The following is a 25,116-nucleotide window of genomic DNA, read 5'->3' on the forward strand; positions in this document are numbered from 1 at the left end:
GTCACTGCTGCAATGGTCTACGCGAGGGATTTAGAAATCCAAGCTCCGATGCGGCATCCAGTGACCCAAACCCGAGGAGCCCCTCAGGTGTGTTTTCATGATGTATTATCCTTTGAAAAGCACGGTTGGATAATACACGCTTCGATTAGCGAACGCGTAATCGGAGGAATGAAAATCCAAACATTCGTACGATTACGCAAAGCTAATCGTACCTACGCGGGCTTTATTAGTCCGAAGAAAGGTTAAAACCACCGGCTTTAGCCGGTTAGCTTTAGCATTTAATATCCAAAATAAGCAAAATGTTATTGATTGTTTACAATATTTTTAGCTATTTAAACAGACATATTACTAGCAGTATTTTTGTAATACCGTTATTGTTTTTGCTGATTTTTTTTATTTGGAACAAGATTGATAATAGTTGGTTTGAACTATCTAGCCATGAAAAAAAAACTTTACTGGAATATAAAATTGAAACAGGAGCGGACTATATCTATTGCATGAAAGCAAAAATTTCTGACGAAACATATATCAAGATTATTGAAAATAGGAAATTTACAAAAATCCAAGTACCAAATAAAAGATTTCCTAGTAAATGCAAAGGTGTTCAATGGTGGGATATTGCAAACAATGCTCTACCTGAATTTTCAAATGAAACTACTAAAGATTCATTAGAGTTGATAGCAAAAATTAATGACGTGATTTATTTTACGTCAGAAGCTTGGTGAAAGGCCGTAAGGCGGAACGCATCGCGGTTCCGCCGTATGGTGGCACTGGGATTGCCGATCGCCTGCGACCGGCGGCGGATGATTGAGATATTGCCGGTGATTCGCGGAGCCATTCGCTTATTGCAGACCCGTAGGTTGGATGAGCACAGCGAAATCCGACATTTCGGAGCGTTTTGCCGTGAATTTTAGGTTGAATTTTTCCGGTTGCCGGTGGTTTGGGTTTGGCAGGGGTGATTTGGCGGAATGCGCTATCGCTTTTCCGCCCTACGAAAGACATAATAATCTATGCCGAATTATCGACGTTATCGGGTGCCGGGCGGTTGTTATTTTTTTACGGTGAATTTGCTAGAACGGAAGAATACATTATTGGTTGACCGGATCGATTTGTTGCGGGAATCGGTGCGGCATTGCAAAACGGCAAAGCCGTTTTACATTGATGCTTGGGTGGTACTGCCGGAGCATATGCATACCATCTGGACTTTACCCGAAGGGGATGAGGATTTCTCAGGTCGCTGGAAAATGATTAAAACGCTGTTCTCTAAAGGGTTACCGGTTAGTGAACGACGTTCCCAAGTCAGGGTAAAAAGAGGCGAGCGTGGAATTTGGCAAAGGCGGTATTGGGAGCATTGCATTCGCGACGAACGCGATTATGAACGCCATATGGATTATTTACATTTCAATCCGGTGAAACACGGTTGGGTAACCAAGGTAAGCGACTGGCCTTATTCCAGCTTCCACCGTTATGTAAAACAAGGCTTTTATTGTCAGGATTGGGTAGGCGGTAACGATTCGGAAATGGAACGTTACGAACGGTGAGCCGATTAATATGAATATTTCGGATCACCAATTAAACCTATTTCGGGAAATCGCCCCGTTACCCTTGGATGGTTTGCTTGAACCGGAAGAAGTCGCCAGGCAATTACGTTATTCGAAAGCAAAAAACTAAAAAACGCTAGTTGGGTTACATAAAAGGCTTGGTAATTTAATAGGCAAACGATTTCGATGCCTGCGGTCGACTCAACAGGATAGTGAATGCGAAATGACGGTTGCGAAGAAACTATTGAATAGCCTCGGCAAACGAAAGGCCGGCAGTGGGTGCAACGCGCCTACCATGACTTTTTTGAGTAATCACGGAACTGGTTGGCCGCTAATTTTGTGCCGCCCGATTTAGAGCTCCGATTAGCGAACGCGTAATCGGAGGAATGGATGTCGAAACATTCGTGCGATTACGCAAGGCTAATCGCACCTACGCGGGCTTTTCCCAGTACACCATTGGAATTGCGATAGTGAAAGTAGCCTGACCAACCGCGAAGGCTGGTATTCATACTGCCTACAATATCTTCCAATGGTATCGCCGTACGTTTGCGTGCGGTCAACTGCGTTATACGGTCTTTGATTTTCGCAAGCGATTTCGGTGCCGGGCAGACATGCGTATAACTTTTGCCCGACTTCAATCCCTTGCTTACTCCGATGGCAAAACCCAAGAAATTAAAACTTTCTTATTTGACATCCACAATACGGGTTTTGGTCTTGTTCAACTCAAGATCAAGACGGTCCTGCCGTTGCAACGCTTCTGACCGTCAATTTGGCCACCCGCTAATCCAAGGCGTTGTGAAGATCAGCGTACCCGACAGGTTAGTGCTCTGCAGCCGGGCCGCGTCGTATTGATAACGCCGGTTAACCGTGCCGGTTTGGCTTGCCTACACGGTCATGCAAAACAGCACACAATCTAAGGATATAATAATCGGCTCGGTTAACTTCGTTAGTTTCAGTTATGACATTGTTGTTGCAATACTTGTCCAGCTGCTGGTTTCTGAATAATCCGGCGCATTTAACGCCAACCCGCAGTTTTATGTGGAAAGTCGTCGCTTTTTATTTGCTATCCGGCATTATCGTGGAAAGTTTGATCGCCGATCCGGCAGACGGTACCTTGGAGGTGTTGTTACGAACGGTAATGGCTTTTTCGACCATCGCGACGTTGCTGGTCCTGATGAAAAAATGGCAGTACTACTGTCATTTGTTCACGTCGATTTTTGTTTGCGAGAATTTCATCATGACCTTGGCGATAGGCGCGGAAATGTTGGATCTTTGGATGGTCATGACCCATCAATCCTATCGCGAAGAGGTATCGATCGGCTTTGGGATAGCGCTAGTGGCTTGGTACATCGCCATCGTCAGTTATATTTTCAGGCAATTTTTCGGTTACCGCACCGGTACCAGCGTGATTACCGCATTTGGCTATTTCGTGATGACTTACGGCTTGCCCATGCTGTTTATGGACATTTGATTACTATCGATTGCGCATACCAACTACGCAGATCTGCGGGCGATAGCGCTTTTGCAAAGTGATAACCTTGAGCTTCCCGGCAGTGGTGGGACATGATCCAAGCTAATTCTTGCTGGTTTTCGACGCCCTCCGCCAGCATTTCCAAGCCCAAGCTGTCGCCCAAGGCGATTATGGCTTTCACTATGGCTTCATTGGCGGGCGTGTTGTGAATGTCGCGCACGAAGGATTGGTCGATCTTAATTCTATCGATAGGGAACCGACGCAAATAACTCAAGCTGGAATAGCCGGTGCCGAAATCGTCGATTGCCAGCTTTACCCCGAGCGCCCGCAGATCGGTTAAAGTCTTGATGGCCAGCTCCGCCCTGCTCATTACCCCGCTTTCGGTAAGCTCCAGTTCCAAATAGGCCGGATCGATTCCGCTATCGGCAACGATTCGTCGTACTTTATCGGCAAAACCATCGGCTTGAAATTGCACGGCGGAAATGTTGACCGCCACTCTCAGCGGCGGCAGGCCTTGTGCAATCCATTCCAAATGCTGCTGTACCGCTTGTTTTAACGCCCATTCGCCTATCGGAATGATCAAGCCGGTCTCTTCCGCAATCGGTATGAAAACCGCTGGCGAAATGCTGCCTAAATTCGGATGATTCCATCGCAACAAGGCTTCTACGCCTATCATGCAATTTTGTTTGAGATCGACTTGCGGTTGATAGTACAGCGACAGCTCTCCACCGTCTATCGCCATGCGCAGCTGCGTTTCCAACGACATGCGGATGTCGTCTTGTTGTTCCATATCCGGCGCGTACAGTAGGTAACCGTTTCTGCCGCGTTGCTTGACTTCGTACATGGCAATGTCAGCCTTGCGTACCAATTCCTCCGCGCTGTCTTGATAATCCTGGTACAAGGCGATTCCCATGCTGGTCGTGACGTGAATTTCGCGTTCGTAAATCGGGATAGGTTGACGGAGTTGTTCGGCAATATCGCCGACTATGCCGCATACGTCTTGAGAGGATTTGACGTTTTGCAGGACGATCACGAATTCATCGCCGCCCAAACGGGCGACGGTATCGCTTTGCCGGACGCTAGCGGCCAGCCGGGAGGCGATGTTTTGCAGCAATTTGTCGCCGAACGCATGTCCCATCGAGTCGTTGATGGCTTTGAAACGGTCGACGTCTACGAAGATCAGCGCCAGTAAATGGCCCAGCCGTTTGGCATTTTGACAAGCCTGCAGCAAACGGTCCTTGAACAACAAGCGATTAGGCAGTCCGGTCAACAGATCGTAATGCGCCATGATGAACAGTTCGCGCTGTTTGCGGTGGGTTATTTCCTTGAGCAGAGACAGGCCGGTAGCCATGCCGACATAAACGCCACGGTCGTGGATAATGAATCCGTTTACCATGTGGCGAACGCCGGAATCGATGATGATGCGCGCCACGTCGTCGATGCCGGTTTTTATGTCGACTACGATGGGTTGCTTATCCATAATCTCGCTAATCGCTTTTTTGCCCAAGAGATCGCGAGAAAACGGCCGTAAGAAGATGTCGGAAATTTTACCTCTATCGATAATGCCGACCGCATTGTGCTTGTCGTCGACTATCGCGACCGCCTGCAAGGTTTCGTCGGATACGAAACGTTGCAAGACCTGCAGACAGCCGCTATCGGCCATGACAGGCTCTACATACAGAAGCAAGCTCGCGACTTTGCCGACGCAGGCATCGCCTTCCGTTATCGATTGAAAGTGATCGTTCCTGTTTAAAACATCCTGCAATGCGAAATCGAATGAGCCTTCCGGAAGTAACATCATGCTGAGCTAACACCAACCAATAACCTGTTTCTATGATGTCTCGCCAATGTAACAAGCTTATGACAACGCGTTGGCGAGAAACGACTCGCCGATCCGTTTTAGCGAGCTGGCATGATAGGGCAAAAATTCGGATAATTCGTCAGTTAACATTCAACGGTAACTTCATGGAATTCACCCTTAAAAGCCGCGATGGAAAAGCTCGCCGCGGCCAACTGACCTTCTCTCGCGGGATCGTCGAAACGCCGATCTTCATGCCGGTAGGCACTTACGGGACGGTTAAATCGCTGACGCCGGAAGACCTGGACGCGCTCGGCGCGCAAATTATTCTCGGCAACACTTTTCATTTGATGTTGCGCCCGGGCATGCAGGTCGTGAAAGCGCACGGCGACTTACACGATTTTATGCGCTGGCAGAAACCGATTTTGACCGACTCCGGCGGATTTCAAGTCTTCAGTTTGGGGGATTTGCGGAAAATTTCGGAGCAAGGCGTAATGTTCAAATCGCCGATAGACGGCGGCAAAATCTTCATGGGCCCGGAAGAATCCATGCAGGTGCAGCGGGATTTGGGGTCGGACATCGTGATGATATTCGATGAATGCACCCCCTACCCCGCCACCTTTCAGCAAGCAGCCGACTCCATGCGCTTGTCTTTGCGTTGGGCCGAACGCAGCAAACTGGCTCACGACGGCAACGATTCTGCGTTATTCGGTATCGTACAAGGTGGGATGTATCCGGAGTTACGCGACGAGTCCATTCGCGGATTGACCGACATCGGTTTCGACGGCTATGCAATTGGCGGCTTGTCGGTTGGCGAACCCAAGCATGAAATGCTCGCCACCCTGGACGGATTAATGCCGAACATGCCGCATGACAAACCGCGCTATTTGATGGGGGTGGGTACTCCGGAAGACTTAGTGGAGGCGGTCAGGCGCGGGGTCGACATGTTCGATTGCGTCATGCCGACTCGTAATGCTCGTAACGGCCATTTATTCACCCGCTACGGGGTAATCAAAATTCGCAACAGCCAATACCAATTCGATACTCGGCCCTTAGACGAACATTGCAGTTGCTATACCTGCCGAAACTATTCGCGGGCTTATCTTAAACATCTGGACAAATGCAAGGAAATGCTGGGATCGCGGCTCAATACCATCCACAATCTGCATTATTATCTGGAATTGATGCAAGGTATGCGCGATGCGATAGAGTCGCACCGCTTCGACGATTTCGTTAAAGAGTTTTACGAATTACGCGGTATTTCGGCTTGGTGTTGAGCCGCGGCGGAACGGCCAATTCATTCGTTTCGGTAAAATCAATCAAGCTTCAGCGCCGCCGAATTCAATTTCACATGTGCGGCCAAGGCCGCGTCCATGGTGGCAACGTGTAAGGCAAACCACTGCGGCAATCGCTCTTTGACGAAGGCCCGTCCGAACGGAATCAAGCCTTTGTCGATTCGGGTTTGAAATTGTTTGAATTCCGACAGTACCCGTTGATGCTCGCCTTTGTGTTCGCTTTCCGCCGGAAAACCGGACTCTTCCATCAAACGGTTTTCGCTGTCGAAATGCCGTTCGGTATGTTGGTAGAGCTGCTTGAACAAGGCCGGAAATTCGGCGTTACTCGCGCTATCCAATTGATTGACCAGCGCGATGAACTCGCCATGGTCGGTATCGATTAAGGCTTGGCCGGTTAATGGAATGCTGTTTTGCTGGATTAAGGACATAAGGTTTGCGGTAAGTGAATGACGCCGAACTCCGGTAAGCAAATTATACGCCCACAAAGAAATCCCCCTAAAAAGGGGGATTATCGGTATCTGGATTAAGTGTTCAGCAATGTTAAATAAACTTCGATCAAGCCAGTTTTTCGGGATTGAACAGTTGTGAGTGAGGCAACATCGCCCGTACGTCTTTTGTTAGAAACCTTTCAAGGCCGCGGCCCAAGCGGGAAGCCAATATGGAGATCGCTTGGTCTTTGGGAATATAAGCCATCGGTTCTTTGCCATTACGGTGTTTAGCCAAGGCCCTACGTACAGTAGAACATAGATAGCATTCGGTGCCTGCAGGCAAGGTGGAATCTAAGTCTCTGATCAAGTGAGGGGTTATTTTATTCATAAAAACCTCCTATCTACGAGAGAGATGTTTGGCCAGTCCATTAGCACGGTAAAAGCCGCTATCCGGACCTGTTATTTGAAAAAAAATAACGGTTTAAAATTATCAGTTTCGTGAATGAAGTCAATAAGATTTTTGTGCATTTCCTTGCTCCGGACGATTGACAGATAAAAAAATGCCGTTCTCTAAACGGCAGTTCTGATACGAAAGCCTATTTGGTGCATAATTCCGCTTAGCTTGAGTTTGGATCGCACTATGCCAGTAGCAGAACAATACGCAAAACCGGTGTTTGGAAAGCTGGGAGGTTTCTTTCAGCGGGTTAACGATTTTAAAGATACGTTCAGCCTGCGCTGGGGGCGAATAGAATTCGACATGCATTACGGCATGTCCGCCAATCTGAAAATCATTTTGCGGGTATACCGCGAGTCGATTTGCGAAACCTTTGTCGTCGATACCGATGCTTTCGACGTGCATTGGGACCGCCACAAACGGGCTAGCCGGGATTTTTTCGTACACCCCTATTCCAATCAGTTCGGAAAAATTAATTGCATTAAATTTGCGTTTGTCGTGCATCTGGGCGAGCGTTCAATTCCGTCGCGCAACGAATACATATTCATGGATTGGTACCAACTGCAAGACGGCTTACATCAGCAACGCACCATTAGCGACGAGCACGCAACCGTCAACCATTACCGCACCTACGAACTGGACGCCGGACAGTTGCAAGCGGACGTGGATTGGTACAATCATCATTTCGAATCCTTGCATCTGATTCCGAAATTTACCAAGGGTCAGCAATACCACCCTTATCATCCCAAACGCTTCATCCACGATCATATCGATAAAGTCATTATCGCCAAGCGCGACAATCCGAATCGTTTGTGCACGATTAAAGTCAGTGTGGATTGCATAGACGACAACGACTTCGTCAATCATTTGGTACACGCCAGTCACCAAGGCGTATGGGTTCAATGCGTGGTGGATTGGCGCAAGATGACCTTGACCAACAGCCCGACTTACGCCAATTTGAAGCGTTCCGGCGTAGAATTGGTCGGGGTGTTTTGCACGCCCAAACATCACCTGATCGAAGTCGAACCCGACATGCATACCAAATTCGTCATTTTCAACGATGAAGACTGCATCCTGGGTTCGTTCAACATCACCTTCGATCGTTGGTGGGCCAACTGGGAATCCGGCATGACGTTTCACTCCAAGGGTGTATGCCGTTTGCTGGACAACATTTTTCAAAGCCAGCGCGGCGGGGTTATCCAGAAATACGGCATCGATCCTCTGGCGCCGTTCAATTTGCTGTATACCTTCGGCCGGCAGACGATGGCCAACGGCAAGCTGTATAGGCCGCATCACGCCATTTTGGCGGAAATTCACCGGGCTCGGCATTCGATCAAAATCTGCTTGTTTCTGATTGGCGATTTGTTGGGCGACCACAACGACAGCGTGATCAACGCCCTCGTTCAAGCCAAACAACGCGGCGTCGACGTACAAATTCTGTTCAACGGGCATCTGGCCAGACAAGGTCGGGTCGGTGTGGAACGACCGATGCACGAAGAACAAAACCGGCCGTTGCTGCCTGCGGTGCAGCGCCTGAAATGGGCCGGAATCAGAGTTGGCTTGGTGTACGGGCGAGACGACCTTCCGGTACCCTACTCACCCATCCATTCGAAATACTGCGTCATCGACGACTACATCGTCATAGAAGGCAGCTTCAATTGGTACAACACCTCGGTGTTCTCGCACGATTTGATAGTCATCGCAGCCAATCACGACGTTGCTAAACCGTATTTATACGAATTCGAGCAAATTCAACGGTTATTCAGAGTCTTTTTCTAAACCGGCCGGCGCCGAGCTCGACAATTTGGTACTTGAAAGTCGGAGCTAGAGCCGGTCTTGCATCTGGCAGCAACGAATGTCCAGGTTATTCCGAACCGGCACCTGTTGCGATAAAAACACTGCTTTCATCCCAGGCCGGTCATTGCTTCCTGTCGCTCAGTTGCCATTCGGCCCGTATGCCCTCATGAACACGTCGACGGCACGAGCGACCACGTCGTGAATCAAATCAGGCGGGAGTTCATGCAAGATGTTCAGCAACCAAGGTTCGTATACTTCCGACTCCAATAAGCCGCGAAAATGCATCGCTGCAATCCGCGGGTCCGCCGAACGCAACCGGCCGGCTTCGATGGCGGCGGCAAAATAATCTTCCAGATATTTCATGCCCAATGCCGGGCCGCGCTCGAAAAAAAGCTTACCGATCTCCCCACTACCCGACGCGGCAATAATCATGCGTCTTACCGCTAATTTTTGTGGCGTGAAGAACGTGCTCAGCACGCGTTCACCTACTGCCTTTAGCGTTGTGGCGATGTCCTCGGAGGGTTGGAGCAATGCAACCGTCAAACGCAATTCATCGTTGTAAACGTATGGCGATTCGCCCTCGCATATCTTCTGCAACATTCCCTTGTGGTGGTCGGCGGAGGACTCCACCAATGCCAGGAACAACTCATTCTTGGCGCTGAAATAGCTATATAAAGTGGCTTTGGACACACCAGCCAACGTTGCGATATCCGACATCGTCGCGCGTTCGAAACCTAATTTCTCAAATGTAATCTTTGCCGCATCCAAAATAGTCTGACGACGTTCCGGGCTTTTTTTTCTCAATGTGGGCTCCTTAACTAAACCGATGAGTTCATTTTTGCTTGACAAAGGGAATCTGTCAAATCTAATATTAACCATACCGTATAGTTTAGTTATTGAAAGGCGCGACCCTTCAATAATCCGACGTGCAAGATTTGGAATTCTGATTTCAATCGAGCCGAGATATTTGCGTCGCGCCGGGATATGCCTGGCTAAAAGCCTTGAGTCGCGCTTCGCAACATCCGCGAACGCGTCGATGGTTTTTGCGAGTACGGACAATGAGGCCACTTTTGCTTTTTACCCAACCCGTCCCATGAGGATTAATTACCATGCATCGTATGAGAACTGAAACAATTTGCGCGGTCGGCGCGCTGGCTCTGCTATCCGCTTGCGCTTCAACGCCGACAACGGACCCTAGAGACCAGTACGAAAACTACAACAGAAAAGTTCAGTCGTTTAACGACGGTCTGGATGATTATGTGATGAAACCGGTGGCGGAGGGCTACAAGTGGCTGATGCCGGATTTCGCCGATCAAGGGATTAGTAATTTCTTTAGCAATATCGGCGAAATCGGCGTGATCGCCAACGATGCCTTGCAAGGCAATTTTTCTCAATCGGGTGAGGATAGCGCCAGATTCCTGCTCAACACGACCGCCGGCTTGGGCGGCTTCATTGATGTAGGCGCCATGCTGGATTTACCCAAACACGACGAAAGTTTCGATAAAACACTCGCGGTGTGGGGGGTGGACACCGGTTCATACCTGGTGTTGCCGTTGGTCGGTCCCAGCTCGACTCGCGGTCTGGGCGGCTTAGCGGGCGATGCCGCGTTCAATCCGACGACCTACCTTGGCGTGTCGTTTGCAGTATCTGGGGTTTCGGGAGCGGTTCGCGCCATCGATAAACGTGCCGACAATTTGGAAAAAGGAAAAATCATCGACGAAGCGGCAATAGATCGTTATGAGTTTTTCAAAAATGCCTATTTTTCTCGAAAAAATTATTCAGTCGACATAGGCGATGCTCAGGAAGCGCCGTTATTGGAGCTCAACGGTTCCGCGGACTGACTGTGCTTGAAGGGCCTGGGTCAAACCGGGTTGGACTATGCGCATAGTCCGCATTCTAGTGACGTTAAGGTTGTCCCGTGTTTTAAACCATCTAGTTTTGAGGGAAGGAATTGGCCTCGTTCAACCCGGCACCGGCAAGGCTCCATCAGCCAATCAAAATTTTTATGCCGCGGTACTTGCCAAAAAGAGTTTGTTCGGAAATAATAAAAACGAAACGTTTTATTTTCCCGGAGCAGACCATGACAGCGACAACGCTTAACAAACCCAAGGTGGGACGGCCGAAAGCCGGTACCGAAGCCGAGCGCAACGATCATTTGCTGGATCAGGCCCTGGTGTTGTTCATGCGCGAGGGCTATGCCGCCGCCAGCATCGCCAAAATCGCGGTGGCGGCCGGGGTTTCGACCCGGACCATTTACGAACGCTATAAAAACAAGGCGGAATTAATGCTGGCGTCAGTCGATAGGCTGGTCGAAACCGACATTTCCGAAATGCAAGGTATCGAAAATTTACAGGATCTGTCGTGCCGCGACGGCTTGATCGCGCTCGGCGAAAAGCTGCTGGGCAAAGTCATGCAGCCCGACATGATCTCGTTTTACCGAATGGGCGTCGCCGAAGCCTGCCGGTTTCCGGAACTGAGTGAACTGATCAAGAACACCGGCCCCAAGCGCATTCAAGAGATGATCGCCGCTTACCTGCACCGGCACGCCGGGGATACCGGGTTGTCGGCAGCGGAGTTCGAGCCGGCGGCGGCCTTGTTTTTGGAAATGTTGATTGCCGAGCCGCGAAACAAAGCCTTGTTCGGCATTCTGGAAACAGATTGGGATGCTCGCGCCCACGTCGAATTCGTAGTGCAGGTGTTTTTATACGGTATCGCCGGCCGGAGGCCGTCATGAAGGCCGCGATCATGACCATATTGGCCGGCGGCGCGCTGGCCGGCTGCAGCGTGTTCCCCGATTACGTTCGACCGGCCGTCGACACGCCGGCGCAATGGCAAGTTCGGCGCACCGAGGCCGACGGCGCGGCGGAACGGCTGGACTGGTGGCGCCAGTTCAACGATCCGGTGTTGACCCGCTTGCTACAGGCCGCCGAACAGGATAATCCGACGCTGGATCAAGCGGTGGCGAGCATTGCTTCGGCGCGCGCCAACCTAGCCAGTGCCGAAGCCGGCGGCATGCCCAGCTTGACCGCGAATGGCGCATTCAGTCGTTCCAAGGGGGGCTCATCTACCGGAACCAGCGCGCAAACCACCGGCACTAGCGGGTCAAGCTTCAATAGCGGGATTACCCAAATTCTGTCCGGCAGCCTGGACGCCAGCTGGGAGCTGGATTTGTTCGGCAAATTTGCCTTCGGCCGCCAAGCCGAGCAGGCCCGGCTGGATGCGGCCGAAATGACCCGACACAACGCTAAAGTGAGTCTGGCGGCGGAAGTGGCGAGTGATTACGTCGGTTACCGGGCCTGCCAACTGACGGTGACGGCCTATCAAAACGCGATCGCTTCAAAGCAAGATACCGCGCGCTTGACCGGCGTCCTGGCCGGCGCGGGTTTTTCGTCGCCGGCCGACGCGGTCTTGGCCGAGGCCAGCCTGCACGCCAGCGAATCCAGTCTGATCGCCCAACGCGTCGAGTGCGACAACACGGTTAAAGCCTTGGTGGCGTTGACCGGCCTGGCCGAGACCGAGTTGCGCGCTTGGTTGGATCGAGGCAGCGGCATACCGACCCCGACCCAATTCCGGGTGGATAGCGTGCCGGCCGATCTGTTGACTCAGCGTCCTGATCTGGCAGCCGACGAGCGCAAGCTGGCGGCGGCCAGCGCCGACATCGGCAACGCGGTTGCCAAGCGCTATCCCAGCGTCAGCCTGACCGGTTCGATCGGCAAGCGCAAAACCGAAACTACCGGCTTGACCCTGAGCAGCAACACCTGGTCGATCGGCCCGACCGTGACCTTGCCGATCTTCGACGGCGGCGAATTGCGCTCCAAGGTCGATAGCGCCGAAGCCGCCTATGCCAGCGCATGGGCCAGTTACCGGAGCGACATTCGCGCCGCGATCAAGGAAGTCGAGCAAGCCTTGGTCAATCTGAACGGCGCCGAGCAACGGGAACGCGTCGAAGGCCGTAGCGCCGAGCAATACCGCCAGTATTTTCGGGCGGCCGAGCTGAATTGGCGGGCCGGCGGGCTGAGCCTGCTGTCGTTGGAAGATGCGCGCGGGCAAATGATCACGCAAGAAATCAGTTACATCGCGCAACAACAAAATCGCGTGCGGTATTGGATCGCGTTGTACAAGGCTTTGGGCGGCGGTTGGCGCGCCCAGGATACGCAATTGAGCGCGGGCGAGACCCGGAGCGAGGAGTTACTATGAATATCCATCAAACATTTTCGTTACCGACCTGGATTGCCGGCCTGACCTTGGCCGGACTGAGCATTGCGTTACCGGCCCTGACCAGCGCGCCGGCGCCGGCGCCGGCGGCGATCGCCGCCAGATCCAAGGCGGTGCTGGCGGTCGAAACGCTGACGCCCAGTCGGCAAGACTGGCCGACCACGATCAAGGTCAACGGCGCGGTGGCGGCTTGGCAGGAAGCCAAAATCGGCGCCGAAATCGGCAGTTTGCGCATCAAGCAAGTCTTGGTCGATGTTGGCGACCGGGTCAAGCGCGGCCAGGATTTGGCGGTGTTGGCCGACGACACCGTCGTTGCCGAACTGCACAAGCAACAAGCCAGCGTCGATAAAAGCCGGGCGAATTTGGCCAAGGCCCGCGCCGACGCCGCCCGCGCCCGCGAAATTCAAGACAGCGGCGCGCTATCGTCGCAGAAAATCGACGAATACGTGATCGCAGAGCAGACCGCCCGCGCCGATCTGGCCTTGGCGGAAGCCGAGTTGGAAAACCAGCGGATTCGCTTGCGCCAGACCCACATCGTTGCCTCGGATGATGGCGTGATTTCGGCGCGCGGCGCCGGCATGGGCGATGTGGTGACGGCGGGCACCGAGTTGTTCCGGCTGGTGCGGCAGGGACGGGTTGAGTGGCGGGCCGAGGTCAACGCCCAGCAGCTCGCCCAAATTCGGCCCGGCCAAACCGTTGAATTGAGCTTGGCGGACGGCGGCCGGGTGAGCGGCACTGTGCGGATGACCGCGCCAACCGTGGACGACGCTACCCGCAACGCGCTGGTTTACGTCGATATTCCCAATGCCGCCGCCAAACCGGGCATGTATTTGCAAGGCAGCATCGCCGTCGGCGAACAGGCTGCCTTGGTAGTGCCGCAGACCGCGCTGGTGTTACGGGACGGCCGCGATTATTTGTTCGAAATCGCCGAATCCTCGGTCGCCACCGGGACTCAAACGGTGATACAGCGCAACGTGGTGACCGGCCGCCGGGTCGGCGACTGGGTGGAAATCCGCGAGGGGATTGCCGGCGATGCCCATTTGGTTGCCGGCGGCGGCGCGTTTTTAAAGGACGGCGACATCGTCAACGTTACGCCCAAGGTCTAAACCGGTTCTAAGCCATCCGTCAGTTAAAGCGCCGGCGGGCGCCTGCCAACGGCAGCTTTTTCAACCACGATGCCGAACGCATCACCATTTATCAGCGCCCAAGCGCCGCATCGAGCGGCTTCGGGCGCGGGAGTAAAGTCATGAATTTTTCCGCATGGGCCATCCGTACGCCGGTGCCCAGTATATTGTTGTTCGTGGTGTTATCGATTCTGGGCGGCTTGGGTCTCAAGCAATTGGGCAAGCAAAACTTCCCGGATATCGAAGTGCCCATCATTACCGTCGCCGCTACTCTGGAAGGCGCGGCGCCGGCGCAGTTGGAAACCGAAGTGGCGCGCAAGATCGAAGACAAGATCGCCGCGATCGGCGGCGTCGAGCACGTGCGCACCACGATCACCGACGGTTCGGTTTCGATCAAGGTCGAGTTCAACATCGATAAAAACTCCGAAGAGGCGCTGAATCAGGTGCGCAACGCGGTTGACGGCGCCCGCTCGGAATTGCCGTCGGCGATGGCGGCGCCCATCGTCTCCAAGACCACGACCGCCGGCGGCGCGATTTTGACCTATGTGGTCAGCGCCGAAAACATGGACGAAGCGGCCTTGTCGTGGTTCGTTGATAACGACGTCAGCAAGCGCTTGTTGGCGGTGACCGGCGTCGGCAAGGTGACCCGCACCGGCGGCGTCGATCGCGAGGTGCACGTTGACCTGGACCCGGTGCGGATGGCGGGCTTGGGCGCGCTGGTCAGCGAAGTAGCGACGCAACTGAAAAAAGTACAGCAGGACGCATCCGGCGGCCGCGGCGACATCGGCGGCGGCGTGCAAGCGGTGCGCACCCTGGGCCGGGTGGCGACGGCCGGCGAGCTGCGCAACCTGGACATTCCGCTGGCCAACGGCAGCCACATCAAACTGGACCAAATCGCCGACATCAGCGATACCATCGCCGAGCGTTCCACCTACGCGACCTTGGACGGCAAGCCGGTGGTTGGCTTCGACATCGTCCGCAACAAAGGCACCAGCGAAGTCACCGTGGCGGAAGCGGTGCGCGCGGCGCTGGCCGAGTTTGCCGCCGCGCATCCGCAAGTGCAAATCCGCGAGGCCTTCGACACCGTGCAGCCGGTCGAAGACAACTTTACCGGCTCCATGCATTTGCTCTACGAAGGCGCCTTCCTGGCTGTCATTGTGGTCTGGTGGTTTTTGCGGGATTGGCGGGCGACGCTGGTCGCGGCGGTCGCCTTGCCCTTGTCGATTTTGCCGACCTTCGCGGCGATGTGGTATTTCGGCTTCAGCCTGAACATTCTGTCGCTGTTGGCCCTGGCCTTGGTGGTGGGGATTTTGGTGGACGACGCCATCGTCGAAATCGAAAACATCGTCCGCCACTTGCGGATGGGCAAGACGCCATTGCAAGCGGCGATGGACGCCGCCGACGAAATCGGCTTCGCGGTGATCGCCACCACGTTTACCTTGGTCGCGGTGTTCTTGCCGACCGCATTCATGGGCGGCATACCGGGCAAATTCTTTCGCCAATTCGGCATGACCGCCACCGCCGCGGTACTGGCATCGTTGTTGGTGGCGCGCTTGCTGACGCCGATGATGGCGGCCTATCTGCTGAAGCCGCATCCGGAACGCGATAGCGGCGACAGCCCGGTGATGCGCATTTATCTGCGGGCGGTCGAGTGGTGTCTGAGCCATCGAATGACGGTCGGCGTCGGCGTGGTGGTGTTCGTGGTGGGTTCTTTGAGCTTGATGCCCTTGCTACCCAAGGGCTTCGTGCCGGCGGCGGATAACAGTCAGACCAAGGTTTCGTTGGAATTGCCGCCGGGCAGTTCGCTGGCGCAAACCCGCCGTGTCGCCGTCGAGGCCGAACGCCGCTTGCGCGAATTGCCCGACGTCACCCAGGTGTTCACCGCGGCCGGCGTCTCCAGTAGCGGTGGCGGCGGCGCGGATGCCGCGACCACCAACTACGAAGTGCGCAAGGCCACCTTGACCTTGAGTCTGCGCGACCGCGCCGAACGCCCGTATAAACAAGCGGCGGTCGAGGCGGCGATTCGCGAGAAACTGGCCGATCTGCCCGGCGTGCGGGTGGCCGTCGGTGCCGGCGGCAGCGGCGAGAAATTGCAACTGACGCTGGCCAGCGACGATCCGCAAGCCTTGCGCCGGGCCGCCGATGCGGTCGAGCTTGAGTTGCGGCAACTGCGCGGTCTCGGGAACATTACCTCCAGCGCCAGCCTGCAACGCCCGGAGATTCAAATCACTCCGGATTTCGGCAAGGCCGCCGAATTGGGTGTCACGGTCGAGGCCTTGGCCGACGTGGTGAGGGTCGCCAGTTACGGCGATTACTCCAACGTGATGGCCAAACTGAATCTGCCGCAACGGCAAATTCCGATTCGGGTGCGGCTGGCCGAAACCGTGCGCCACAGCTTGGACGAAATCGGCCAACTGCGGGTGGCCGGACGCGGCGGCAGCGTCAGTTTGGCCACCCTGGCCGACATTCGCCTGGCCGGCGGCTTGCAGCAAATCGACCGGCTGGACCGGATGCGCAATACCACGTTCGACATCGAGTTGGGCGAGCGGGCGGTCGGCGACGTGTTGGCCGAGGCCATGCAATTGCCGACGCTGCAAAATCTGCCGGCCGGCGTGCGCACGATAGAATCGGGCGATGCGCAACGGATGAACGAGTTGTTCGGCAGTTTCGGCGGGGCGATGGCCATTGGCGTGTTGTGCATTTATGTGGTGCTGGTATTGTTGTTTGGCGACTTCAGTCAGCCGGTGACCATTCTCGGCGCGCTGCCCTTATCGCTGGGCGGGGCTTTTCTGGCCTTGCTGATGACCGGCGGCAGCTTCGCGATGCCGAGTGTGATCGGACTGTTGATGCTGATGGGCGTCGTCACCAAAAACTCGATCCTGCTGGTCGAATACGCGATGATTGCCCGCCGCGAGCACGGTCTGAGCCGGCTGGACGCGGTGATCGACAGTTGCCGCAAGCGGGTGCAACCGATCCTGATGACGACCATCGCGATGGGCGCCGGCATGCTGCCGATCGCGCTCGGCCTGGGCGCGGACCCGAGTTTCCGGGCACCGATGGCGATTACCGTGATCGGCGGCTTGCTGACATCGACCGCGCTGAGTCTGGTGGTAATTCCGGTGGCCTACACCGCGATCGACGACCTGTTGAGTGTCGCCCGCCGTCTTTTTGCTTCGGTTCGGCGTGGCATGGGTGAAGCCGGGTTGAATTACAGTTTGGGCGAGTAGAACAATGCCGCTAAATTGTACTGCACCGATCCGGTCAAGCATTGCGGACAACAGCGTAACCCTCTCGCATGTACCTATCATTGATGAGGCATCCTAGTGAAAAAGACCCTATCTTTCGTCATCGTTTTATTCGCCATTGCGGGTAGTACAGTCTGGGTTTATCGCACGTATCGAGGCGAAAATAACACCTTGCCGACACTGTACGGCAATGTCGACATACGCGAAGTCACCCTGGGTTTTCGCGTTTCCGGCAAGTTGGCGCAACTGCACTATGACGAGGGGGATAAAGTCGAAGCCGGCGCAGTGCTGGCCAGGCTGGACGACGAGCCTTATCGCCTTCAGGCCGCCAGCGTTCAGGCTCAGGTTGACTCGTTGCGGGCGCGTCTGAAGCTGCGGGAAACCGGCAATCGGCCGCAGGAAATTGCCCAGGCCCGCTCGCTGGTCCGCGAGCGCGAAGCCACCGCCGTCAATGCCGAGCGTTTGTTCCAGCGGGCCGAGGACTTGCTGGCCGACAAAGGCGTCTCGGCCCAAGAGCGCGACAATGCGGAAGCCAACCATAGAGAGGCCCAGGCGAGGCTCAAATCCGCGCGCGACAATTTGGCACTCCTGGAAGCCGGGTTTCGCAGCGAGGATATTAGCCAAGCCAAAGCCGATCTGGCTCAAACCGAAGCGGCATTGGCAACTGCCGGACTGCAATTGAACGATACGGTATTAACCGCACCGGCCGACGGCGTGATTCTCACCCGGGCACAAGAGGCCGGCGCCATCTTGCAAGCAGGCACGCCGGTTTTCACGCTGTCCCTGCTAAATCCGGTTTGGGTACGCGCCTATATCCATGAGCCCGACCTGGGGCGCATCCATCCGGGCATGCAGGCCGAAATCCGTAGCGATTCCTCGGCCGACAAGCACTATAAGGGCCGGATAGGTTACATTTCCCCTCGTGCCGAATTTACCCCCAAGACCGTGGAAACCGAGGAATTGCGCACCTCGCTGGTCTACCGCTTGCGCATCGTCGTGGAAAATCCCGACGACGGGCTGCGCCAGGGCATGCCGGTAACCGTCACGCTCGATGAAAGTGCGGCAGGCACGGTAATTCCATGACGGGCGATGCGCTGGTAACGCTCGATTCTGTCCGGAAAAACTTCCCGCTTGCGGCCAAACCGGCGTTGGACTGCGTCTCGGCCGTCATCAGGCCCGGCCAAATTACCGGCTTGGTCGGGCCTGACGGAGCCGGCAAGACCACGCTCATCCGGCTGATGGCCGGATTGCTGGCACCGACGTCCGGCACTATTTGCATAGACCATTGCGACCCGATTCGCGATGCGGACAAACTACGTGCCTTCATCGGCTACATGCCGCAAAAATTCGGCCTCTACGAAGATTTGTCGGTGCTCGAAAACCTCGAACTCCACGCCGATCTGCGGGCGCTAATAGGTGACGAGCGCGTCGCCACCTTCAAGCGTCTGCTGGCATTTACCGATCTGGCCCGCTTCACCAACCGATTGGCGGGAAACCTGTCCGGCGGCATGAAACAAAAACTCGGCCTGGCCTGCGCGCTGTTGGGCCGTCCCAGGTTGCTGCTGCTGGACGAGCCCAGCGTGGGCGTCGATCCGATTTCGCGGCGCGAATTGTGGAAAATGGTGCATGAACTGATCGCTCAGGGCATGGCGGTAGTCTGGAGCACCGCGTATCTGGACGAAGCGGAATTGTGCGCGGAAGTGCTGTTGATGAACGACGGACAATTGATCTTCTCCGGCAAGCCGGCGGATCTGACCCAGCGTATTCACGATCGCAGCCTGCAAATCAGACGGCTGAGCGGCAATCGCCGGCAATTGCTGGCTAGAGCGTTGCGCCGGCCCGAAGTTTCGGATGGCGTCATTCAAGGTCACGCCGTTCGGCTAGTGCTACGCGGCGGCGCGGGCCGTCCTCCCCTCGATGAACTCGATGCCGGCGACGCGGCGGAACTTGTAACCGTCGCGCCGCGCTTCGAGGATGCGTTTATCGAGGCCTTGGGCGGCGGCCCCGGCGGCGATTCAGTGCTGGCACAAAGCCTGCAGCCGCTGCTCGGCGATGCCGATACGGTGGTGGAAGCGGTAGCGCTAAGCAAACGTTTCGGCGACTTTATCGCGACCGACCAGGTCAATTTCGCCGTCAAACGCGGGGAAATCTTCGGTCTGCTCGGTCCTAACGGCGCCGGCAAATCGACGACCTTTCGCATGATGTGCGGACTACTGACGCCTACCTCCGGGACGGCGCGCGTCATGGGCATCGATCTCAAAACCAGCGGCAGCGAAGCCCGGCAACGCCTGGGTTACATGGCGCAGAAATTTTCGCTATACGGCAATCTCACCATCGAACAGAACCTGAAGTTCTTCTCCGGCGTATATGGTTTACGCGGTACCGGGCAAAAAACCGCCGTAGCGAAAATGATCGAAGTATTCAAGCTACAACCATACCTTGGCACGACTCCCGATACCCTGCCGCTCGGATTCAAACAGCGCTTGGCGTTGGCCTGCGCCGTCATGCATCAGCCGGCGATTCTGTTTCTGGACGAACCCACTTCCGGCGTCGACCCGGTAACCCGCCGCGAGTTTTGGACCCATATCAACGGCATCGTCGAAAAAGGCGTCACCGTCATGGTGACGACGCATTTCATGGACGAAGCCGAATATTGCGACCGCATCGCCTTGGTGTATCGCGGCAAAGTCATCGCGGCCGGCTCCCCCGATCAACTCAAGACACAAATCGCGTCGCCGCACAATCCCGATCCGTCGATGGAAGACGCGTTTATTGCGCTGGTGCAACAACATGCCGCGGAGGTCCCGATATGAAATCGCCCGTGTCCTTTCGCCGGCTGCGCGCCCTTTGCCGAAAGGAAACCTGGCAAATCCTGCGCGATCCCAGCAGCAACCTCATCGCCTTCGTTCTGCCGGTGGTGATGATGTTTATCTTCGGTTACGGCATCAACCTCGATTCCACCTCCGTACATATCGGCTTGGTGCTGGAAGACACCAGCCCGGAAGCGAGGCGCTTTGCCGACAATCTTTACGGCTCCGCTTATTTTGTCGTACACGCCGCCGAAACTCAGGCCGAGGTTGAGCAGGCGTTGATAGAAGGCCGGATCCGCGGCTTTGTGGTGGTGCCGGCGGATTTTGCCGAAAAACTCAAGCAGCCGGCCGGCACCGCGCCGCTGCTGGCAATAACGGACGGCACGGAACCCAACACCGCCAACTTCGTGCAAAACTATGTAACCGGCGCCTGGAGCGGTTGGCTGCGGCAACGCGCCGGCGAACGCGGCGAAACGCCGCCTGCCGCTATCAGCATCGAACCGCGCTTTTGGTTTAACCCCTCCGCCGACAGCCGGAACTACCTGATTCCGGGATCGATTACCATCATCATGACCGTGATCGGCTCGCTATTGACCGCGCTGGTGGTGGCGCGCGAGTGGGAACGCGGCACAATGGAGGCGCTGCTGTCCACGCCGGTTACCCGTACCGAATTGCTGTTAAGCAAATTGCTGCCTTATTACCTGCTGGGCATCGTCTCGCTGTTCTTGTGCGTCGGGGTTGCGGCCTTAATGATGCACGTGCCGTTTCGCGGTTCGCTGCTGATCTTGTGGGCGATAGGTTCGCTGTTTCTGGCCAGCAGCCTTGGCTTGGGGCTGTTGCTCTCCACCGTGCTGCGCAACCAGTTCGCCGCCGCCCAAGCCGCCCTCAATGCCGCCTTCCTGCCCGCCATGATGCTGTCGGGTTTCCTGTTCGAAATCCGCAGCATGCCCGCCGTTATTCAGGCCGCCACCTATCTGATCCCGGCCCGCTATTTTGTAAACGCCATGCAAACGCTTTTCCAAGCCGGCAACGTGGCGCCGGTTTTATTGGACAGCGGACTGTTTCTGGTGTTTGCCGGCAGCTTTTTCATCGGCTTGACGGCGCTAAAAACCCATCGCCGTTTGGAGTAATCATGTTTGCACGTATCCTGACGCTGGTCGTCAAAGAACTCGAAATGCTGCTGCAAGAGCGGCAAAGCCGCATGGTGTTGATAGTGCCGGTATTTCTGCAACTGGCGCTGTTCCCGTTTGCGGCGACGTTGGAAGTCAAAAACAACACGCTGGCCATCTTTAACGAAGATTCCGGCCGCGAGTCCGCGGAATTAATGCAGCGTTTCTCGCAGGCCCGGGCCTTTAGCGAACTAATCACGCTTTACAGCGAAACCGAGGTGCGCAATGCCATTGACAACCAGACAGCGCTGATCGTGATCCGTTTTCCCCAGGATTTTTCGCGCGCCCTCGCCGCAGGCCGCACACCGCGGATTCAGGCCATACTCGACGGCCGCCGCTCCAACAGCGGCCAAATCGCTCTGGGCTACCTGCAACAAATCGTCAACGACTACAGCAATGAACGGTTTGCAACCGCGCAAAAATACCCACCGTCAAGCTTGGTTGTCCGGCATTGGTTCAATCCCAATCTGGATTATCTCCGGCACATCCTGCCCAGCCTGATCGCCCTCATCACCTCGATCAACGCACTCATCGTCACCGCGCTTTCGGTCGCCCGCGAACGCGAACAAGGCACGCTCGATCAATTGCTGGTCTCGCCGTTGACGCCCGCCATGATCATGATCGGCAAAATTATTCCGGCCGTATTGGTGGGGGTGATGCAGGGAACCATTATTTTGCTGGCCGCCATTTTCGTCTACCGCGTGCCGTTTGCCGGATCGTTGTTGCTCCTTTACGGCTGCATGATTTTTTATTGTCTGGCGCTGTCCGGATTCGGGCTGTTGATTTCATCGGTTTGCGCGACGCAACAACAAGCATTTCTGGGGTTGTTTTGCTTTGTGATGCCGGCCATCCTGCTATCGGGATACGCCTCGCCGGTCGACAACATGCCGGGCTGGCTGCAAATCCTGGACTGGATCAATCCGCTGCTCCATTTTATCGTCATCGTAAAGGGCGTTTTCCTCAAGGACATAGGCCCTATGGCGCTGTTGCCCAACATCTATCCACTGGTGATTATCGCCATCGTGACCTTGAGTGCGGCCAATTACTTATTCCGCCGCCGCTTGGCTTGAATGTTGAAAACCGTCGGCTACTCAATTAAGACTTCAAGACCAATACGCCTATGAAAATAAAAGCCGCGACTCCCGCATTGTTCATGCTTCTGGCCGGCGGATGTATCGTTGGTCCGGATTACCGGCCTCCGGATTCCAATGCACCCGCACAATGGAGCGGCCAGCTTTCCAAGGAAATCGCCAGCCAAAACGATAGGCCGGGCGACTGGTGGAAGCTGTTTGGCGATGCCGAATTAAACGCCCTGATCGAGCGTGCGGTTACGGCCAACCTCGACCTACGCATCGCCGAATCCCGCGTCCGTCAGGCCCGGGCGCAGCAAGGCTTTGCCGAGGCGGACTTATGGCCGACGCTGAGCGCGTCCGGCGCCTATGCCCGGCAAAAACAAAGCGAAAATCAGCCTATTCTGGGATCGCTGCCTACATCCTCCAACATCCCGTTTGAAAACGATGTTTACAAAGCCGGCTTCGACGCTGCGTGGGAAATCGATCTGTTCGGCGGCAAACGCCGGGCAATCGAAGCGGCAACGGCCGAGTTGAGCGCGATGGAATACGGCCGCCGCGACGTGCTGGTCAGCTTGCTATCCGAGGTGGCGCGCTATTACACGCTAACTCGGGGCGCACAGCGGCAGCTGGCGATACTGCAAGACCGGATTAACGCACAGCAAGAAACGGTCAAGATTATCCGCAGCCGCGTGAATCACGGATCGGCGGCGGAATTGGAATTACAACGGGCGCTGGCGCTGCTGGCGAACATACAATCGCAAGCGCCGGCGCTCGAGACCTCGCTGCAATCGTCGATTCACCGCCTGGGCGTGCTGCTGGGGCAAAATCCCGCTGCCTTGAGTGCGGAGCTGGGCGTAACGGCGGCTATTCCGGCAGCGCCGCCCCAGGTGCCGGTCGGGCTGCCGTCGGACCTGCTGCTGCGCCGCCCCGACATCTTGCAGGCCGAACGCTTGCTGGCCGCCGAGACGGCCCGCATAGGCCAAGTCAAAGCCGAGCTGTTCCCGAAGTTTTCTCTCACCGGATCGGTAGGTGCCACCAGCGTCAGCGTCAGCGACTTTTTCCTGCCCGCTAGCCGCACCTGGTCTATCGGTCCAACTGTGCAATGGCGGATTTTCGATGCCGGCCGAGTACTCGCCAATCTCAGCGCTCAATCGGAGGCGCAAGACCAGGCATTGCTGAATTACCGAAAAATCGTCCTCACTGCCTTTGAAGAGGTTGAGAACGCCCTGCTAGCCTATGCAAAAGAGCAAGAGCACTACCGCTTGCTGCAACAAGAAGTCAGCGCAAACCAAAGGGCTGTCGAGCTCGCCAACCAACGCTATGCCAAGGGCTGGTCTGGTTATCCGGATTTACTCGACGCACAACGCGCGTTGTATTTGTCCCAAGATGAACAGGTACGCAGTGAACGTACAGTCAGCTTGAATCTGGTTGCCCTCTATAAAGCGCTGGGCGGCGGCTGGGAAACGGACAGTGCTCAACCTTTTGAAACAAAGTAACCGATAGTTTTGGCACGTCCAATTTCGGCACTAAAGTGTCGGGCGGCGAATATCGGCTAAATAAATTTCGGCCATGTGCATTCTGAGCTTGGAATGAAAGCCGCTGGGATGTAATGTTAAGTCCAGTTTGGTTTGGTTGGATTTCAGTGCGCGGAAAATTCACCGTTTGGTAAGGCAAGGCAGGATCGTCTTATCCCGACCCAAACCGGCCGGCCACTGCTTTTGTGGGGCTGTGGCTGGTTGCTGGCGTTGAGCGGTCATTCGCTTTTGGGAGCATCAGAAGTAGGTAATAGTTATAGCGCCACGATAGCGAATGTCGTGCTCCCAAGATTAGTTGAAAGCCGTCATGGTGGATTGCTTATCGGCGAAATCAGCCTTTATCCCTTGTACGGCCATCATAAAAACATCACATTAACCGGGGTATGGGGATTGGCGGATGACCAGCGCCAATAGTCCGGTTTTTCGACGTAATTTTTTCTTACCGGGTTTTCGTGGATATCATTGAGTTTTTGGCGATAAACCGCCGGATTTTTGATTTTCTTGGGCGCGTTGGTATTTTGCCAAAATTGATACTGCCCAGCTTCGTCGGTAAATAACGGCAAAATGCGCGGCTCGTGGGTTTCGATGTTTTGTTTCAGTTGTTTGGAGGTGAAACGTTTGAAATCCCGTATAAAGCCGGCGACATCCGGGGAGGTTACGATCAAATGCAAATGATTCAACATGAACACGTAACCGTTGAGTTGCAAGGCTTTATGTTCTTGGCAATAACGGATCGACTCCGCCAGGATTTGCCAGCGGTCGAAGCGATCGAACAGATAATACCAACGGGCGACCGTCAACGTGACGTAGTAGGTGCCGGCGTTTAACTCTGTTGCTATGCGTGGGGAGGGCATGATTAATCAGGTCACCATTCATAACTGGCCGCTTAAAGGGCCAAAGCCGGAAATCGCAAACATCCGCCAGGCGGCGCGATACGTTCAAAATCGCAGCCGGACGGATTGTTCAATCCGTTCGTAACGTTTGCATTACCTTCCAACTGGCTTGAAACGTTCAGGACGGGGTGCATACCCCGTCCCGCTCAAAATTCACCGCTTGGTAAGGCAAGGCAGGATCGTCTTGTCACGACCCCTTGTTGACGTTCGAAGGTTGGCACTTAATGTCGGCAGGCAGCCAATGAGCTGACATTCAACGTAAAACTCA

Annotated in this window: 21 protein-coding genes; 15 read left to right on the top strand and 6 right to left on the bottom strand. The window is 55.2% G+C overall.

The window, feature by feature from the left end:
* Window positions 1–299: 299 nt before the first annotated feature.
* Window positions 300–725 carry a hypothetical protein gene (locus tag AB0A83_RS10715; RefSeq protein ID WP_367154094.1) on the top strand — a complete coding sequence of 142 codons (426 nt, stop codon included), beginning with the start codon at window positions 300–302 and terminating at the stop codon, window positions 723–725.
* A gap of 285 nt (window positions 726–1,010) precedes the next feature.
* Window positions 1,011–1,541, top strand: a complete 531-nt coding sequence (locus AB0A83_RS10720; protein WP_367154095.1) for a transposase — start codon at window positions 1,011–1,013, stop codon at window positions 1,539–1,541.
* A 410-nt stretch (window positions 1,542–1,951) separates the two neighbouring features.
* On the opposite strand, the gene AB0A83_RS10725 is transcribed toward AB0A83_RS10720, so the two are convergent.
* Entirely contained in the window at window positions 1,952–2,209 is a 258-nt protein-coding gene (locus tag AB0A83_RS10725) for a group II intron maturase-specific domain-containing protein (RefSeq protein WP_150048258.1), read from the bottom strand.
* A 290-nt stretch (window positions 2,210–2,499) separates the two neighbouring features.
* On the opposite strand from AB0A83_RS10725, the gene AB0A83_RS10730 reads away from it, so the two are divergent.
* Window positions 2,500–3,012 (top strand): hypothetical protein, encoded by a 513-nt coding sequence (locus tag AB0A83_RS10730; protein ID WP_232056623.1) that lies wholly within the window; start codon window positions 2,500–2,502, stop codon window positions 3,010–3,012.
* On the opposite strand, the gene AB0A83_RS10735 is transcribed toward AB0A83_RS10730, so the two are convergent.
* Window positions 2,999–4,813 carry a putative bifunctional diguanylate cyclase/phosphodiesterase gene (locus AB0A83_RS10735; protein ID WP_367154096.1) on the bottom strand — a complete coding sequence of 605 codons (1,815 nt, stop codon included), beginning with the start codon at window positions 4,811–4,813 and terminating at the stop codon, window positions 2,999–3,001. The two genes, AB0A83_RS10730 and AB0A83_RS10735, sit on opposite strands and share 14 nt — an antisense overlap.
* A gap of 164 nt (window positions 4,814–4,977) precedes the next feature.
* On the opposite strand from AB0A83_RS10735, the gene tgt reads away from it, so the two are divergent.
* Window positions 4,978–6,087, top strand: coding sequence for a tRNA guanosine(34) transglycosylase Tgt (tgt, locus tag AB0A83_RS10740; protein ID WP_150048259.1), 1,110 nt, complete (start codon window positions 4,978–4,980; stop codon window positions 6,085–6,087).
* A gap of 38 nt (window positions 6,088–6,125) precedes the next feature.
* Here the strand turns inward: tgt and AB0A83_RS10745 are convergent, their stop codons facing one another.
* Both AB0A83_RS10745 and AB0A83_RS10750 read right to left on the bottom strand, forming a co-directional pair.
* Entirely contained in the window at window positions 6,126–6,533 is a 408-nt protein-coding gene (locus tag AB0A83_RS10745; RefSeq protein ID WP_367154098.1) for a bacteriohemerythrin, read from the bottom strand.
* 127 nt (window positions 6,534–6,660) lie between these two features.
* Complete coding sequence (locus tag AB0A83_RS10750) at window positions 6,661–6,921, bottom strand: hypothetical protein (RefSeq protein WP_150048261.1); 261 nt, start codon at window positions 6,919–6,921, stop codon at window positions 6,661–6,663.
* A gap of 252 nt (window positions 6,922–7,173) precedes the next feature.
* Here AB0A83_RS10750 and AB0A83_RS10755 point away from each other — a divergent pair, with 252 nt between their 5' ends.
* On the top strand, window positions 7,174–8,766 hold the full coding sequence (locus tag AB0A83_RS10755; protein ID WP_150048262.1) for a phosphatidylserine/phosphatidylglycerophosphate/cardiolipin synthase family protein: 1,593 nt from the start codon (window positions 7,174–7,176) through the stop codon (window positions 8,764–8,766).
* Window positions 8,767–8,922: 156 nt separating this feature from the next.
* On the opposite strand, the gene AB0A83_RS10760 is transcribed toward AB0A83_RS10755, so the two are convergent.
* Window positions 8,923–9,843: a TetR/AcrR family transcriptional regulator gene (locus AB0A83_RS10760; RefSeq protein ID WP_367154099.1), complete on the bottom strand. Its 921-nt coding sequence runs from the start codon at window positions 9,841–9,843 to the stop codon at window positions 8,923–8,925.
* Window positions 9,844–9,902: 59 nt separating this feature from the next.
* Between AB0A83_RS10760 and AB0A83_RS10765 the strand changes: the two genes are divergently transcribed.
* The 10 genes from AB0A83_RS10765 to AB0A83_RS10810 all read left to right on the top strand — a co-directional run bounded on the left by AB0A83_RS10765 (window position 9,903) and on the right by AB0A83_RS10810 (window position 23,916).
* Window positions 9,903–10,625, top strand: a complete 723-nt coding sequence (locus AB0A83_RS10765) for a VacJ family lipoprotein (protein ID WP_367154100.1) — start codon at window positions 9,903–9,905, stop codon at window positions 10,623–10,625.
* Window positions 10,626–10,864: 239 nt separating this feature from the next.
* Window positions 10,865–11,518, top strand: coding sequence for a TetR/AcrR family transcriptional regulator (locus AB0A83_RS10770; protein WP_367154101.1), 654 nt, complete (start codon window positions 10,865–10,867; stop codon window positions 11,516–11,518).
* The gene (locus AB0A83_RS10775) at window positions 11,515–12,981 is read left to right on the top strand and encodes an efflux transporter outer membrane subunit (RefSeq protein ID WP_367154102.1); all 1,467 of its coding nucleotides are present in this window, start codon (window positions 11,515–11,517) and stop codon (window positions 12,979–12,981) included. The genes AB0A83_RS10770 and AB0A83_RS10775 overlap by 4 nt, the downstream gene beginning before the upstream one ends.
* Entirely contained in the window at window positions 12,978–14,105 is a 1,128-nt protein-coding gene (locus AB0A83_RS10780; protein ID WP_367154103.1) for an efflux RND transporter periplasmic adaptor subunit, read from the top strand. The genes AB0A83_RS10775 and AB0A83_RS10780 overlap by 4 nt, the downstream gene beginning before the upstream one ends.
* Before the next feature lie 140 nt (window positions 14,106–14,245).
* Complete coding sequence (locus tag AB0A83_RS10785; protein WP_367154105.1) at window positions 14,246–17,350, top strand: efflux RND transporter permease subunit; 3,105 nt, start codon at window positions 14,246–14,248, stop codon at window positions 17,348–17,350.
* Between the two features lie 96 nt (window positions 17,351–17,446).
* Complete coding sequence (gene hlyD / locus AB0A83_RS10790) at window positions 17,447–18,451, top strand: secretion protein HlyD (RefSeq protein WP_367154107.1); 1,005 nt, start codon at window positions 17,447–17,449, stop codon at window positions 18,449–18,451.
* Window positions 18,448–20,181, top strand: a complete 1,734-nt coding sequence (locus tag AB0A83_RS10795; RefSeq protein ID WP_150048274.1) for an ATP-binding cassette domain-containing protein — start codon at window positions 18,448–18,450, stop codon at window positions 20,179–20,181. The genes hlyD and AB0A83_RS10795 overlap by 4 nt, the downstream gene beginning before the upstream one ends.
* Window positions 20,178–21,308 carry an ABC transporter permease gene (locus AB0A83_RS10800; RefSeq protein WP_367154110.1) on the top strand — a complete coding sequence of 377 codons (1,131 nt, stop codon included), beginning with the start codon at window positions 20,178–20,180 and terminating at the stop codon, window positions 21,306–21,308. The genes AB0A83_RS10795 and AB0A83_RS10800 overlap by 4 nt, the downstream gene beginning before the upstream one ends.
* Before the next feature lie 2 nt (window positions 21,309–21,310).
* Window positions 21,311–22,417, top strand: a complete 1,107-nt coding sequence (locus AB0A83_RS10805; protein ID WP_367154112.1) for an ABC transporter permease — start codon at window positions 21,311–21,313, stop codon at window positions 22,415–22,417.
* A 50-nt stretch (window positions 22,418–22,467) separates the two neighbouring features.
* Window positions 22,468–23,916: an efflux transporter outer membrane subunit gene (locus AB0A83_RS10810; RefSeq protein WP_367154114.1), complete on the top strand. Its 1,449-nt coding sequence runs from the start codon at window positions 22,468–22,470 to the stop codon at window positions 23,914–23,916.
* 395 nt (window positions 23,917–24,311) lie between these two features.
* Here the strand turns inward: AB0A83_RS10810 and AB0A83_RS10815 are convergent, their stop codons facing one another.
* A complete protein-coding gene (locus AB0A83_RS10815) occupies window positions 24,312–24,809 on the bottom strand; it encodes a transposase (protein ID WP_367154115.1) in 498 nt (165 codons plus the stop codon).
* Window positions 24,810–25,116: the final 307 nt, after the last annotated feature.

This window comes from Methylomonas sp. HYX-M1, from assembly GCF_040741385.1.
Lineage (GTDB): Bacteria > Pseudomonadota > Gammaproteobacteria > Methylococcales > Methylomonadaceae > Methylomonas > Methylomonas rhizoryzae.